Source organism: Lichenicola cladoniae, assembly GCF_013201075.1.
Taxonomy (GTDB): domain Bacteria; phylum Pseudomonadota; class Alphaproteobacteria; order Acetobacterales; family Acetobacteraceae; genus Lichenicola; species Lichenicola cladoniae.
On record NZ_CP053710.1, the window covers coordinates 272,131 to 286,599 of the forward strand.

The 14,469-nt window shown below is 62.1% G+C and carries 11 protein-coding genes and 6 pseudogenes; 2 read left to right on the top strand and 15 right to left on the bottom strand.

What is annotated here, in order from left to right; genetic code table 11:
* Positions 1-2 precede the first annotated feature (2 nt).
* Positions 3-830: a slipin family protein gene (locus HN018_RS25480; protein WP_171834377.1), complete on the bottom strand. Its 828-nt coding sequence runs from the start codon at positions 828-830 to the stop codon at positions 3-5.
* A gap of 399 nt (positions 831-1,229) precedes the next feature.
* Here HN018_RS25480 and HN018_RS25485 point away from each other — a divergent pair, with 399 nt between their 5' ends.
* Positions 1,230-1,466 carry a hypothetical protein gene (locus HN018_RS25485; protein ID WP_171834340.1) on the top strand — a complete coding sequence of 79 codons (237 nt, stop codon included), beginning with the start codon at positions 1,230-1,232 and terminating at the stop codon, positions 1,464-1,466.
* A gap of 13 nt (positions 1,467-1,479) precedes the next feature.
* Here HN018_RS25485 and HN018_RS25490 read toward each other — a convergent pair.
* Positions 1,480-2,231 (bottom strand): annotated as a pseudogene (locus HN018_RS25490) (IS5 family transposase).
* A gap of 273 nt (positions 2,232-2,504) precedes the next feature.
* On the opposite strand from HN018_RS25490, the gene HN018_RS25495 reads away from it, so the two are divergent.
* Complete coding sequence (locus HN018_RS25495; protein WP_171834339.1) at positions 2,505-2,669, top strand: hypothetical protein; 165 nt, start codon at positions 2,505-2,507, stop codon at positions 2,667-2,669.
* Here the strand turns inward: HN018_RS25495 and HN018_RS29620 are convergent.
* From HN018_RS29620 to HN018_RS25560, 13 genes and pseudogenes are all read right to left on the bottom strand, one after another.
* The gene (locus HN018_RS29620; RefSeq protein WP_204259808.1) at positions 2,642-2,866 is read right to left on the bottom strand and encodes a hypothetical protein; all 225 of its coding nucleotides are present in this window, start codon (positions 2,864-2,866) and stop codon (positions 2,642-2,644) included. The genes HN018_RS25495 and HN018_RS29620 overlap by 28 nt on opposite strands.
* Positions 2,867-3,014: 148 nt before the next feature.
* Positions 3,015-3,296, bottom strand: a pseudogene (locus HN018_RS25505) (transposase); the annotation flags it as partial.
* 409 nt (positions 3,297-3,705) lie between these two features.
* Positions 3,706-4,590, bottom strand: a complete 885-nt coding sequence (locus HN018_RS25510) for an ADP-polyphosphate phosphotransferase (RefSeq protein WP_408886838.1) — start codon at positions 4,588-4,590, stop codon at positions 3,706-3,708.
* A gap of 466 nt (positions 4,591-5,056) precedes the next feature.
* Positions 5,057-7,531: pseudogene (locus HN018_RS25515) on the bottom strand (plasma-membrane proton-efflux P-type ATPase); the annotation flags it as partial.
* 184 nt (positions 7,532-7,715) lie between these two features.
* Positions 7,716-8,378 carry an amylo-alpha-1,6-glucosidase gene (locus HN018_RS25520; RefSeq protein ID WP_408886839.1) on the bottom strand — a complete coding sequence of 221 codons (663 nt, stop codon included), beginning with the start codon at positions 8,376-8,378 and terminating at the stop codon, positions 7,716-7,718.
* A 113-nt stretch (positions 8,379-8,491) separates the two neighbouring features.
* Positions 8,492-9,280, bottom strand: a pseudogene (locus HN018_RS25525) (IS6 family transposase); the annotation flags it as partial.
* Positions 9,261-10,490: pseudogene (gene groEL / locus HN018_RS25530) on the bottom strand (chaperonin GroEL); the annotation flags it as partial. The pseudogenes HN018_RS25525 and groEL, both read right to left, overlap by 20 nt.
* Positions 10,491-10,500: 10 nt before the next feature.
* Positions 10,501-11,301 (bottom strand): IS5 family transposase, encoded by an 801-nt coding sequence (locus HN018_RS25535; RefSeq protein WP_171834337.1) that lies wholly within the window; start codon positions 11,299-11,301, stop codon positions 10,501-10,503.
* Between the two features lie 50 nt (positions 11,302-11,351).
* Positions 11,352-11,720 (bottom strand): annotated as a pseudogene (locus HN018_RS25540) (TCP-1/cpn60 chaperonin family protein); the annotation flags it as partial.
* A gap of 95 nt (positions 11,721-11,815) precedes the next feature.
* Entirely contained in the window at positions 11,816-12,058 is a 243-nt protein-coding gene (locus HN018_RS25545) for a co-chaperone GroES (RefSeq protein ID WP_171834336.1), read from the bottom strand.
* Positions 12,059-12,295: 237 nt separating this feature from the next.
* Entirely contained in the window at positions 12,296-13,039 is a 744-nt protein-coding gene (tpiA, locus tag HN018_RS25550) for a triose-phosphate isomerase (RefSeq protein ID WP_239479423.1), read from the bottom strand.
* A gap of 126 nt (positions 13,040-13,165) precedes the next feature.
* Complete coding sequence (locus tag HN018_RS25555; RefSeq protein ID WP_171834335.1) at positions 13,166-13,558, bottom strand: hypothetical protein; 393 nt, start codon at positions 13,556-13,558, stop codon at positions 13,166-13,168.
* A gap of 54 nt (positions 13,559-13,612) precedes the next feature.
* Positions 13,613-14,404 carry a PRC-barrel domain-containing protein gene (locus HN018_RS25560; protein WP_171834334.1) on the bottom strand — a complete coding sequence of 264 codons (792 nt, stop codon included), beginning with the start codon at positions 14,402-14,404 and terminating at the stop codon, positions 13,613-13,615.
* Positions 14,405-14,469: the final 65 nt, after the last annotated feature.

The window sequence follows — 14,469 nt, forward strand, 5'->3', positions numbered from 1 at the left end:
GATCAGGCATTGCCCAGGGACATCTCCTTGGCGCCCACACCGTGCAGCACCCCGTTGGAAGCCGGCGGCTTGCCAGCCTTTTCCATGATTTCCAGGAACGGCTTGATGATGTCGATCGGCATCGGGAACACCACCGTCGAATTCTGTTCGGCGCCGATCTCGGTCAATGTCTGCAGGTAGCGCAGTTGCATGGCGGCCGGTGTGCTTCCAAGGATCTTGGCCGCATTGACCAGCGTCTGTGACGCCTGGAATTCCGCTTCGGCATGGATGATCTTGGCCCGCCGGTCACGCTCCGCCTCGGCCTGCTTGGCGATGGCACGCACCATGTTCTCGGTGAGCTCGACCGTGCGGATTTCTACATTGGTCACCTTGATCCCCCAGCCTTCGGTCTGGGTGTCGATGATCCCCTGGACATCGGTGCTGAGCTTCTTCCGCTCCGACAGCATTTCGTCCAGCTCGTGCTGGCCTAGCACCGCCCTCAAGGTCGTCTGGGCGAGCATGTTGGTAGCAGGTAGGTAATTCTGAACCTTGATGATGGCGCGCTCGGGGCTGACCACGTTGAAATAGAGGACGGCATCGACCTTCATCGACACATTGTCGCGCGAGATAACGTCCTGGCTCGGGATCTCGATGACCTGGGTTCGGAGATCGACCCGCACCATTTCCTGGATGAACGGGATCAGCAGCACAAGCCCCGGTCCCCTCACCCTCTGAAAGCGCCCGAGCTGGAAAACCACAGCGCGCTCGTATTCCCGCAGGATCTTGATCGAGCTTCTGGCCAGCGCGACGAGGAGAAATAGGAGCACCAGGAGAAAGACAGTCGAACCGATGGCTTCATCCAGAACAGTCGATAACATGACGTCAAGCTCCCAATCTACCAAGGCCAATAAGGTTGACAGTCTCAACCCGGCTGACGGCCGTCTTCCATCACGAATACATCTCGACACTAATCCTGGGCCTTAGCACCTCGGTAGAGTAGTTTCGGAAACTACCTAGAAGCGCCCGATCCTATGGGAGCGGACGTTGTTGAATGATGTTCAGCCGCATCGGCACTGCCTCGTGACCACTCAATCCGCTTCGCTACCAACCTGCGCAGTTTCCGAGGCTGCCGCCACGGTCTGGAGCCAGCTAAAGTCAGCCCTCACCAGGGTCGCGCCAGCCACGTGCACCGAGAGGAGATTACAATCCATGGACGACTGTTTCACACAGCTGGCTGTCGGGAGCCATGGATGTGGCGCGGCCTTTCTCTTGCAAGTGAGTTGATTCAGATGATGCAAGTTCTTCAACAGCCGGACGGGCGCTATGCGGTCCGTGACATCGGCGGCATCGCGCTGGACGATGTTCTCGCTGTTTTCGACAGTCGCACAGAGGCAGAAGAATGGCTTCTCGACCACGCGCTGCAGGGCGACGAGGCGGGGGACGGACTGGGCGTGATGAAGCCGGGAAGCGGGGAGGCAGTTCGCTAGGGCTGATCGACATTCATGCGAGCCATATTGTGATCGCGGCCAAGTGTATGAAGGCGGTGAAGTGGGTCGTTCTTCGATCGTAGCGTGTGGAAATGCGGCGGAGATGCTTGAGGCGATTGAAGCATCGTTCGATCCGATTTCGGTGCTTGTAGGTTTCGATATTGTGGGGGATGAACACCTTGCGGTTCCGCCTGGACGGGATCACTGCGTCGGCGTTAATCGCCGCAATTCGTTTGCGCAACGCGTTGCTGCCATAAGCCCCATCTGCGAGGACAGCTTGACCTGCTTGCTCTTCAAGCAGGGCCGCTGCCTGAGTGATGTCGCTTGCCTGTCCGGCGGTGACGATCACGCGCAATGGCCTGCCAAGGGCATTGGCCAACATGTGGATCTTGGTGGTTAATCCACCTCGGGAACGCCCCAGCCCCTGATTTTGGGCCCCCCTTTTCCGGTCGCTGCCTGCTGGTGCGCCCCGACGATGGTGCTGTCGATCATGAGTTACTGGTGGTCGGGGTCGGCGGTCAGAGCCGTGAAGACGCGCTCCCACACGCCAGCATGGCACCAGCGGCTGAACCGTCGGTGCACCGTCTTCCACTGACCGTAACGCTCAGGCAGATCACGCCAGTGCGCGCCCGAGCGTAAAACCCATAAACATCCGTTCACGAACAAGCGGTTGTCCGATCCCGTCCGGCCTGGATCACCCGCCTTGCTAGGGAGCGACGAAGCGATCCGATCCCACTGCGCCTCGTTCACCTCGTGGCACTTGATCCCCATCATCGACCCCGTGGCTCACACGGAGCCCTGTGAATCACCGATCAAGCCTCTTGGGAATCATAAATGTCGATTGGCCCTAGGATCGAGCACGCTCGGGGGTTACGCGGCCGATCGCTGGCCGGTTGCTGCTTAAGACTTTGGACTTTGTCGTTGTCTCATAATATACCGTGATTAATCCCGAAAAGGTCGTCGACACGCTTACAAGATGCGCGGCGGTTTTTGGCGCCGCCGTATAGGCGCAGCTTCGGCTTGGAGGGTGTGCGTGCCTTGGCGCGCCAGCTCTGCGACGCCGTGACCTTGCGGCAGGAATCCGCCGCGGCGCGGGTGGGCCACAGCTTTGCCTGTCCTCTGGATCTGCACGCCCTCGTGCCGGTGCCGCAGGAGATCCTGCAGCTGGGACCCGATCACCCGGAGGCCCTTTCCTCGCTGTAGGCGCGTTGGGGCACCATCGACACGCTGTGCCAGGTTGCTCGCGCGCCGTATCCGACCCTGCGTGTCCAGCTGACCACCGTTACAATGTCGATGCGATACAGCTTCTGGTCGACCAACTGTACGCCGTGGCGATAGGGAAACGTCCGGATGTCGTTCATGTGGATGCCGGCGCAGACGACGCGGTCGCCCTTGCGCACGGGCTTCAACGCGGCGGCACAAGCGCACCAACTGTCGCGAAGATGATGGCGGCGCCGATCGGCTGCGGTGGCATCTCGTCTAGACGCTGGCTTAGCAAGCGCCGAGGCTGTGGGCGAAATCCTGTCCTTTGGTATCACCCGGCTGGGTGGCGGTCACGAACCGCACGGCGATGTCGCGATAGGTCGCACGCTCGATCCGTCGCGACGAGAAGATGCCGTTTGCAGTGCAGTAAATTAGCAGCGCCAGCATGAGCCGAGGGTGATACTGCGGATTGCCGCCGGTCCGCCCCGGCACGGCGAGAGCGGCAAAGGGCACACGCTCGACCGCCGCCACCACGAAATTCGCCAGGTCGTCATCCGGCAGCCAGGACTTCAGGTCCGGAGGAAGCAGGAACGCCCGGTCGCGGTTGGGTGGAATGAAACTTGCCATCCCTGGATCCTACCCAGGATCAGCCAAGCCGTGTATGGCCCTAATCCGACAGGCTGTAGAACCGCCTGCTGTCGCAGTATATTATCTTGCGACTGGATTTAGTGGCTGATCATCTGATGACAGTCGTAAGGGTGCTCATACGATGATGCGCAGTCCAAAGCTTGATTTTAGACCTGATTCGTTTTCGGATTAAAGGTCATGAGCGAAGTGGAGCAATAACTAGAGATAGTGGCCCCGACCATCGGTACGCGCATCCGCGCGGCTCATGGCTACGACTCACAGCATGTCGAAGTCATTCTCGGCAATTTCAAAGTCGCCGAGAGGACGCCTCGGCGGTTTGCCCTGGCGTCCAAGGGGCCGGGTTACCTCTGGCGACGCGGCTGGGTGCCAAGGTACTAGACGCACCGCATCAGGTCACGAGCCCCTCCCTAATCGACTTCAGTTCGAGTGCACGCTTGGCCGTCACCTCGGGATAGCTCATGCCGATCCCCTCCAGCGTGTCGACGACAATTTGGGAGATGATCAAGCGGGCATTCTCCTTGTCGTCCGCGGGCACCGCGTACCACGGCGAGCCATCGGTGCTTGTAGCACTTAGGCAATCCTCATAGGCCTTCCTATACTGCTTCCAGAACTTGCGTTCTTCGATGTCGGCCGAGGTGACTTTCCAGTTCTTGTCAGGCTGGTCGATCCGGGCGAGGAAGCGCCGCCGTTGCTCCTCCTTCGAGAGGTGGAGGAAGAACTTCACCACGAGCGTGCCGTTCGCATGCAGGTGGCGTTCCATATCCACGATAGACCGGTATCGCCCGTGCCACAGATCGTCGTCGTGTCCGGAATGATCCGGGATGTCCTCGCTGAGCAGGATCTCGTGATGGACGCGGACGATGAGGACTTCCTCGTAATAGGAGCGGGTGAAGATGCCGATCCGGCCGCGTTCCGGCAGGTCGCGCGTGGTCCGCCAGAGGAAGTCGTGCTCAAGCTCGGTGGCGCTGGGATGCTTGAAACTATACACTTGGCAGCCTTGCGGATTCACCCCGGACATCACGTGGCGGATCGCTCCGTCCTTGCCGGCGGCGTCCATCGCCTGGAAGATCAGCAGGACGGCATGACGGCTGGATGCGTAATGAAGCTGCTGCAGTGCGCTCAGCTTTTCGATGTGCGTGGCAAGGATATCGTTGTAGTCGGATTTCGACCCGTAGACGGGATCGACGCTCGTTGGCCGCTTCTTCAGGTTAACGTCTTCGCCTTCGCGGACCAGATAGTCCTTGGTGTGGATATGCTTCATCTCGCTCTCCATGCATGACCGGTTATTCCGCGGCAGTTTTTGGCGCCGGCGGCTGCACGGTTTTTGCAACCGTCGGAGCTGCCGTCTTCGGGGTGACCGTTGCGGGCGACCCCGCCCCAGAGATCGCCTGGGCGACGAGACGCCCGGCATCCGCGGGGTCCCTGCCCAGCACGTCGAGAAGAACGTCACCGAGCTTTGCATCCATCAGGGCCGCGATGTTGGCATAAGCGGGTTCAAGCTGGGGCGGTTGGGGCGTCGGCGCGTGCGACGCGGCGGGCGGCGGCTTGGGCGCGTCGGCGGCGTTCGTCTCAGACTTCCATACCGGATCGGGTGCGTGCTTGCCCTCGCTTTCGGGAGCGGGTGCATCCTCTTGGTCCGGCTCAACTTTTGCCACGGACCCTGACGCGGTCGTCCCGCTGGCGGCGGCTAACACTGCCGCGCCGGGTTTCGATCCGGCGTAGGCGGGCGCGCTGTCGGCTCTGATCGTATCGAGAACCTTGTAGGCCAGGAGCTTGACCGGGTCGGTGATCAGGAACCACGTGAAAGCATACGCCCAGACGATGCCCGCATACATCCAGCCGAGAGGCGTCACGAGTCCAGCGCCGTAGACCGCGATCAGCGTTGCCAGAATCTGGGTTCCGCAAACCGCCGCCAGCAGGATCCAGGCAGGGCGTGTGGACCACCACGGGCCGCGTGTCCGCGTCTGGAATATCGTCAGATGCCCAGCCACCGACAGCATCAGGTACATCATCGTCTGAAGCTGCGGATGGCCCAGTTTGAAGTATCGGTTACCCAGGAAAAACAAGCCGAAGGCGGCCATGGGACCGACCAGGCCGAGCACCGTAGCGACACCCAGCACCAGCCGCATGTTCCAGGCTTCAGGCACGTTCCGGTAGCGGACATTGTCGTAGGCGATCGAAAGGATCGCGCCATCGTTCAGCAGGGCCAACATCACGATCATGATCGCGGTGAGCGGATAGAAGTTGAAGACCAGGATGGCGAGCGTCATGAAGATCAGCACGCGCAGCGTCTCAGCGATGCGGTAGATCGCGTAGCTGTTCATGCGCTGGAAGATGCGCCGGCTTTCCTTGATCGCTTCGATGATGACCGAGAGACCCGGCGTCACCAGCACGATGGGCGCTGCCGCCCGTGCCGCATCTGTCGCACCGGACACGGCAAAGCCGCAATCGGCCTTCTTCAGTGCCGGCGCGTCGTTCACGCCGTCACCGGTCATGCCAACAATATGGTCGTGCTTCTGCAGGATATCGACGATGTGGAACTTGTGCTCCGGAAACACCTGGGCAAAGCCGTCGGCGTCCTCAACAGACTTGATCTCTGCCGCGGTCTCCTTGCTCTTTGAGTCTCCCAAATTGGCACCATCGAGGATATTAGTGCCCATGCCCAGTGTCTTGGCGGTCTCCTTGGCGATCGCGAGCGCGTCGCCGGTCACCATCTTGATCTTGACGCCCATCGCGGCCGCGGTCGCGACCGTCGATTTTGCGTCCTCACGCGGGGGGTCAAACAGTGCCAGCACCCCGAGAAGCTGCCAGTCACCGCCGTCATCCGCCCGCGCCACGCCGAGTGCGCGGAACCCGCGTTTGGCGAAGTCATCGACCGCTTTGTCGACTGCGTCCTTTGCGGAGGCGCCATTTGCCGCCAGCGCCTGGATGACCTGAGGCGCTCCCTTGGTCACCTTGAATGTCTTGCCGTCCGCCGCGGTCACGCTCGCCTCGGTGCGCTTATGCACCGGATCGAAGGGCTGGAAGTGCCCGATCTTGAACGGCTTCAGCGCCGCCTTGTCCTTCAGGCCGCCGAGTACGGCGAGGTCGATCGTGTCGTCGTTCTCGGACCGCGATGCGAGTGCCGCGGCCAGAATGAGCTGATCGGGAGTGATCTTGTCCAGACAGAACGGATTGCCCAGCGTCAGCTTGTTCTGCGTCAGGGTCCCGGTCTTGTCGGCACACAGCACGTCGACGCCGGCCAGTTCCTCGATGGCAACCAGCTTGCTGACGATCGCCTGCTTCTTGGCGAGCAGACGCGCTCCGACCGCCATCGTCACCGAGAGGACCGTGGGCATGGCGACCGGGATCGCCGCCACGGTCAGCACCAACGCGAATTGCAGCACCGTGAGAATGTGCTCGCCTCGGTAAATGCCGACAGCAATGATGAGCGAGACCAGCACCACCGCGAGCATGATCAGGTAGTTCCCGATCCGAAGCACCGCCTTCTGGAAGTGGCTCACCGTGACGGCCGACTGCACCAGTTCGGCCGTCCTGCCGAAATAGGTCTTGCCACCTGTCGCGTAAACCAGCGCGCCGATCTCGCCACGACGGACGATCGAGCCGGAAAACACTGCATCGCCCGATTTTTTGGTGGTCGGCATAGACTCGCCCGTCAGCGCGGACTGATCTAGCGAGATCTCGTCGCCGTCTAGCAGACGCGCGTCCGCCGGAACGATATCACCGAGCCGCAATCTGATGACGTCACCTGGCACTATCTCCTTGGCCGGGGGAGTGACCCATTTGCCGTCACGCTGCACCCGGGCCTTGATCGCCAGTCTTGCCTTCAACGCATCGATGGCATTGCCGGCCTGCCGTTCCTCCCAGAAGCCGATCGTGGCGTTTGCGACGAGCAGCAGCAGGATGATGAAGAAGTCAGGCCAGTGTCGGACGACGCCTGACAGGATAACGGCTACCTCGATCATCCAGGGGATCGGGCCCCAGAAATACTTCAGGAACTTGAGGAGCGCGTTGGTTTTCTCTTCCTCGATCTCGTTCGGCCCGTACTGCGCTAGGCGCTTCGTTGCCTCGGCCTGCGTGAGCCCTTCCCTCGATGCGCTCAGGCGTTTCTCAACCTCCGCCAAAGGAAGCGTTTTCAGATCGTCCTTGGCATCCGAAGCCGAGGCCGGCTTGGCGTCCGGTGACTTGGCGTGGGCGGCTTCTGGCTTCGCCATGACGGATCTACCTCTCGATTGGGTGCAGGCCTGAAAGCCGCCAAGGCCGGGCTTCGGTGCGAGCGAAAATTCAACAATAGAAGGCGCGGCCGGGGTGGGTAGGCTCGGATACTACGCAGGCCACAGCCGTTGACTCGGTCGTCGTTTCAAGCCACTCCAACCTGCCTACTGCTTGTGACGGTCACTAGATAACAACTTCGACGCCGCTGTCGTTGGCGAAGACGGCCGCTGATGCACCAGTCGCGTGTCGGGTGAACCTCACCGATACCGTGGCATTGCCGACAGCCACACGGTGCAGCGTAAGCGTATCCACGCTGTCTGGGAGCAGCGGCCGCCGGATGTCCAGACGCTTGTCGAAGCCATCGGCCTCCAGCCCGAGCAATTCGCTGACCATGAAAGGCATGGCGGCCGCCGGCCAGGCCTTCATGGGATCCGCACGTGGGGTATGGGTCGGGGCGTCACCGGCCAGGCGCTGCACTCCGGCGATGAACTCTGGCAGCCGCCCATTGCGGAAGCCACGCGCCGAATCCAGGGTCGCGGCGGTGACACGGAGGGCCGATTTATCCTCCGCGTTGCGGCGGAGGTCCGAGACAATAAGCGCGTTGTCGAAGGACCAAACACTTCCCTGCTGATATGCAAGCGGGTCGAAGGCCGCATGATCCGCCGAAAGGGTGCGGACGCCCGAGCCGGAGAACATGTCCGGGCGCATCATCCGCTCCGACGTCTTCCTGGCGTGTTCTGGGGTCGCAATTGCGGTCAAGAGCACCTGAGCCGCATTAGATGTGACAGACGTGATCTGCCGCCCATCCTGTTCCAGACCGAGGCAGTAGCAGTCCTCGCTCTCCATCCAGAACTCCCGTAGGAAGGTTCTGTCAGCACTCGCGCCAGAGTCCCAGGCTTTCTTCGTAACAGCCTGCGGGGTGACGCGTTCTGCATGATCCCGAGCGCAAGTTTAGCGCCTCTTGCGAAGCGGAAGCGTCGGAGGGAGGCGGAGACAATTTGGTTGTGACGGCGACGAGAGCGAAAGAGGTTGCGGAGTTCGCCATGCTCTCGGCAGAAGCGGTGGGCGGCATCGTGGTTTTTGAAGCCACGCATACATCGGATTTTGCCCTTGATGCCGCAATGGTCCTGTTCGAGACGGTTGTTCAGGTACGCGCTGGTGCGGTGGCGGACTGCCTTGCCCGGCACAGTGCGAATCGCCCTTGGGTAGGAGCCGTGCCCGTCTGTCATCACCCGGTCCGGCCGCAGGCCCATAACCGCCCGCGCCGAGCGGAAGAACGCGTTGGCGGCCTTCATGTCGCGGTGCTCGCTGAGCATGGCGTCGATCAGGTTCCCATCCCGGTCGATCGCCCGATACAGGTAAGTCCAGCGGCCGCGGACCTTCAGGTAGGTCTCGTCGACATACCAGCTCACGCCGGATTGCCGTCCGGTGCCGCGGCGGCGTTTGCGCAGCTCCTCGCCGAGGACCGGCAGCAGCTTTGCCTCCCAGTCACGCACGGCCTCGTAGCTGACCTCGATCCCACGCAGCGCCATGATCTCGCTCAGGTCGCGCAGCGTCAGCCGGTAGCGGAGCCTGCAGAACACCACGAAGGCGATAATGTCGCTGGGCAGGCAGGTCCGGTTCAGCACGCCACCGCTGCGCTCGTTGAACTGACGTCCGCAGGCCCGGCAACGGAAGCGCCGCTATCCGCGTGCCGTCATCTCCGGCCGTTCCGTCACTGCCGCAGCCCTACAGCACACGCAGTTCATCCCGATATCCTCCCAGTGCCACGGCTTGCGACGCTACGGCAGGCTTCAAGCGGCCATTAGACCGCCCCTGGCGCGAGGGCTGACAGAACCTGATCAGCAGCCCTGCGACGGACGCCGCATTCTGCAACGCCACTCGAACGACCTTGGTCGGATCGACGATGCCGGCGGCAATCAGGTTCTTGTATTCGCCCGATTGCGCGTCGTAACCGAAGCCGTACTCCAGTTTCTCGAGCACCTTGCCGCCGATAACCGCGCCGTCCTCGCCGGCGCTGTGGGCGATCTGCCGTAGCGGGATCTGGACCGCCTTGCGCACCATCTCGATGCCAAACCTCTGGTCGTGGTTGTCGGCATCCAGCGTTGCCAGGATCAGGCTGGCACGCGCAAGCGCCACGCCGCCAGCGGGGACGATACCCTCCTCGACGGCTGCACGCGTTGCATGAAGCGCGTCATCCACGCGATCCTTGCGTTCCTGCACCTCGACCTCGGTGGAGCCACCGACGCGAAACACCGCGACGCCACCTGCAAGCTTGGCCAGCCGCTCCTGCAGCTTCTCGCGATCGTAATCCGAGGTGGTCTCCTCGATCTGCGCCCGGATCTGCTCCACCCGCGCCTTGATGAGGTCGTGCGCGCCGGCACCCTCGATGACGGTGGTGTTCTCCTTCTCGATCAGAACACGCTTTGCCTGGCCGAGCATGTCGAGCGTCACGGTCTCGAGCTTGATCCCGAGATCATCCGAGATCACCTGGCCGCCGGTCAGGACCGCGATATCCTCGAGCATCGCCTTGCGCCGGTCACCGAAGCCCGGCGCCTTGACCGCAGCAATCTTCATGCCGCCACGCAGCTTGTTCACAACCAGTGTTGCCAGCGACTCGCCCTCGATGTCTTCGGCGATGATCAGCAACGGCCGGTTCGACTGCACGACAGCCTCCAGCAGCGGCAGCATCGCCTGCAGGCCGGACAGCTTCTTTTCGTGGATCAGGATGTGCGAGTTGTCGAGATCGACCGTCATCTTCTCGGCATTGGTGATGAAGTACGGCGAGAGATAGCCGCGATCGAACTGCATGCCCTCGACCACCTCGAGCTCCGTCTGGATGCCCTTGGCCTCCTCGACCGTAATGACGCCCTCACTGCCAACTCTCTGCATGGCCTCAGTGATGATGCGCCCGATCTCGGCCTCGCCGTTCGCGGAGATGGTGCCGACCTGCGCGGTCTAGAGGCTGTTATGAACTGACGGCTGCGGCATGCTTGAGCATGAGGCAAACGAAGGCCACGAGATGCAGTCCTCGGACAGTCTCTGGCAGCCGCTCATAGTCTTTGACAAGGCGTCGAAAGCGCGTGGCCCAGGCAAACGATCGCTCGACGACCCATCGTCTCGGCAGCAGGACGAACCCGCGTTTGGCTTCGTGATGCTTGACCACTTCCAGACGGATGCCGTGCTCGGCCGCAGCTTCGGCGGTGGCTGCACCGGTATATCCCTGGTCGACGTAGGCGATCTCGACAGAGTGGGCGGTGATGTCCTGCACCGCGCTGGCCAGGTGCGTGACCTCGGCGCGATCCTGATCGGTCGCCGGGGTCACGTGCAACGCCAGCAGGTGCCCAAGCGTGTCGACGGCGATATGTACATTGGAGCCCTTCTTTCGTTTGGCCCCATCATAGCCAGCACGTGCACCACTTTCCGGGGTTGAGCGGAGTGTGCGGCTGTCGATGATCACAGCGCTGGGCTCCGCTTTTCGCCGTGCCTCCAGACGAAGCAGCACGCGCAGGTCATGCACCAGGTTCTCGAACACGCCCGCCGTCAGCCAACGCTGCGCCTGCTGATAAACCATCTCCCAAGGTGGCAGGTCGTTCGGCATCCAGCGCCAGGGCGCCCCCGTCTTGACGACATACCGCAGGCCGTTGAAGACCTCGCGCAGTTCGTAGCTTCGCTGGCCCGCCTCCTCAGGAAGCAGCGCCAGATAAGGGGCTACAAGCGCCCACTCATCATCAGGGACATCAGACGGATACGCTTTGCGGGTTTTCATCACCCACAAAATCTACCCAAATCAGAGGTTCATAACAGCCTCTAGGCCTCGGTGGTGATCTTCTTGCTGCGCGCCGAAAGTTCGATGACCAGGGAGGCGACCGCCTTGCCGCCCTCGTGGAAGATCGCCTGCGCCAGCACGATTGGAGAGGTCGTGCCGTCGCCAGCAAAATCGTTCGTCCTGCTGGCGACCTCGCGCACCATCTGCGCGCCCATGTTCTCGAACTTCTAGGCGAGCTCGATTTCCTTGGCGACGCTGACGCCATCCTTGGTGATCCGGGGCGCTCCGAAACTCCTGTCGATCACCACCTTACGGCCTTTTGGACCGAGCGTGACTTTCACCGCGTCGGCTAGGATATCCACGCCGCGCCGCATCCGGCTGCGGGCATCTTCGCCGAAACGAACCTCTTTGGCTGCCATCGATTTATCTCTCTCTCAGCAGTTTAGGCGACTTTGGCGGGGGCATGCGACTCCTCGATGACGCCCATCAGGTCACTTTCCTTCATGATCAGGAGCTACTCGCCGTCGATCTTGACCTCGGTGCCCGACCACTTGCCGAATAGCACGCGGTCTCCGGCCGCCAGGTCGAGCGCAACGACGGCCCCTTCCTCGTTGCGGGCACGTGATCCGACGGCGATGACCACGTCCTCCATCGGCTTCTCCTGGACAGTGTCCGGGATGATGATCCTGCCGGCCGATTTCTCGAGAGATGTGACACGGTGGATCACGACCCGATCGTGCAATGGGCGGAACTTCATCCGTTCTGCTTCGGCAACGACCGGTAAATGGAAGACCGACCACACGAAATAATTCGCGCGCGACCGGCTCAGCGGCAGAGCGCCGTTAACTGGGGGAAGCCTGGACCGCTCTGACCATCCGAATCTTAAAGGCGCTCCATGAGCACTGATAGGCTCGGGAACTACCTGCAGGAGCGGTGCAGATCCGCCCGGCACTCAGCCTGCGACCGGCAGCGCGCGCAGTACTGCATCGAAGTCCTAGGCCAGCAGGCTCGCGCCGCCGATCAGTACGCCGTCGACATCCGCCAGCCCGAGGATATCGTGCACGTTATCCGACCAGACCGATCCGCCGTAGAGAATGCGGATGTCGGCGCCGGCTGCACCTGCACGTTCCAGCAGGCATTCCCGGATTTTTCGATGCACCTCGATGATCTGACCGGGCGCCGGCACATGTCCGCTGCCGATGGCCGAGAGCGGTTCATACGCGATGGCAATCGTGCCTGACCGGGCGAGGTCAGTCGGGACGCTGCCTGCGATCTGCTGGCCGCAGACGGCGAGCGCATTACCGCCATCGCGTTGTGCCTGCGTCTCACCGATGCAGATGATCGTGGTCAGGCCGGCTCGGCGCGCGGGTTCGGCTTTCGCAGCGACCATGGCATCGGTCTCGCCATGGTATTTGCGTCGGTCCGAATGGCCGGCGTTCATTGTCGTGGCCCCCGCGTCCTTCAGCATGTCGGCGCTGCAATCGCCCGTGTAGGCGCCGGATGCCTGCGCATGACAATCCTCGCCGCCGATGCCGATGCGGCCGGCAGCAATCGATGCCGCCCTGGACAACAAGGCCGCCGGAACACAGATCAGCACGTCGGCGGCAGTCCTTGCCGCATGAACGGTTTTCGACATGGCCTCGATTTCGCGAAGCTGCGCGGCCATTCCGTGCATCTTCCAGTTTCCGGCGATCAGCGGCCGCATAGGGATCTCACCATTGTCCGGAGTTCCAGGCATGCAGCGCGGCTCATCGACGGAGTGTCACTGAATTCGTTGCTGCAGCTGACCCCCGGGTCGCGGTCAGTGTCGCATGGTCGCCCGGCGACGTGAGATTGGCCGACAATCTGGGGATCAGAAGCAGACTCAGCGCCATCCCGACGGCAAGAGCGCAGTACAGAATGGTGATCGGCGCCAGCTGCGGGTTGACCTTTTCCAACTTCGGGGCACCCGATTGCCAGACAGTCTGCGTGCTGGCGGGCAGCAGTTGCACCAGCCGCTTGCACTGTCATGGGCACCGGCAAGCGCGGATGGAGCGAGCGGCATCTCGGCGATGCTGCGCGCCAGGGCCTCGATTACGACAGCCTTCGGCAGTGCCGCCCATCGCGCCGCCTCCATCCAGGGATCCTTGCCCAGCCGTGCCAGGATCGAGAGGATCGTAAGCGTGGATCCGCTCGCCTCCGGCCCGACATCGGCGTACAGGAACGGCTCGAGACCGGACTTCTTGAAAACGAATACGTTCGATTGTGTCGCCTGCATCGGGAGTCTCCTCTGGACGAGCGGCTTCGCGCGGATTTCTAGCCTCGAACCGGCTCACCATCCATATCCGGGCCAGCCATAGTGGCTGTGGAGCTGCCTCTGGATTTTCGTGTTGATCATGTCCGCGGGATCCCAGGGCGGGCTCGACTTCACCTTGTCCCGAGTGAGGTCGAGCGTGATCTGGTGATCGGTCCAGTTCACTGCCGTTACTGCGTGCGGCGAGATCAGCACATGCTGACCGATCCACCAGTTCGAGGTCTCGACGATTAGGTAGCGGACGTCCCAGGTTTCGGTCTCCACGAGGACATCACCGATATGGCCGATGGTGCCGCCGATGGCGCGCACGTGGTAGCCGGTGACCTCTGCGACGCTACGCAGGTGGGGGTCTCCCTCATCGAGGTCAATCTGTCCGCGCTCGGTCTCCCGCACGGCACTTGCGCCGAAGAATATGGGGGCCGACAGCGGAGCGGCGATCACACTGGTTCCGGCGCCATCCATGCCGCCGCCGCCGGATAATGCCGAGCCCCAGGCAGGATCCCAGCCGTAATAGTTGCAGAGGTCGTTCTGCATCTGTCGAGAGACTGGGCGGTCCTGCAGGATGTCGGGGCTTTCCTTCACCTGCTGCGTCGACAGGGAAACGGTCAGTTCCCTCGCACCGTAATCTGCCGATACGACGGCGGAGGGATGGATCAGGACCGTTCGCCCGCTCAACCACCGGCCGGTATCGACGACCATCCAGCGCACCTTCCAGGTGCTGTCATCAAACAGGAAGTCTCTCACGCTCCCGAGGCTGCCATCTTTCGCTTGAAGCTCGAAGCCCTTGAGCGAGGATACGACGTTCAGCATGATGACCGGTCCTTTGGCGCATTGATGATCGGCGCTTCAAGTGGCGTCGGTCGTGTACATCATGC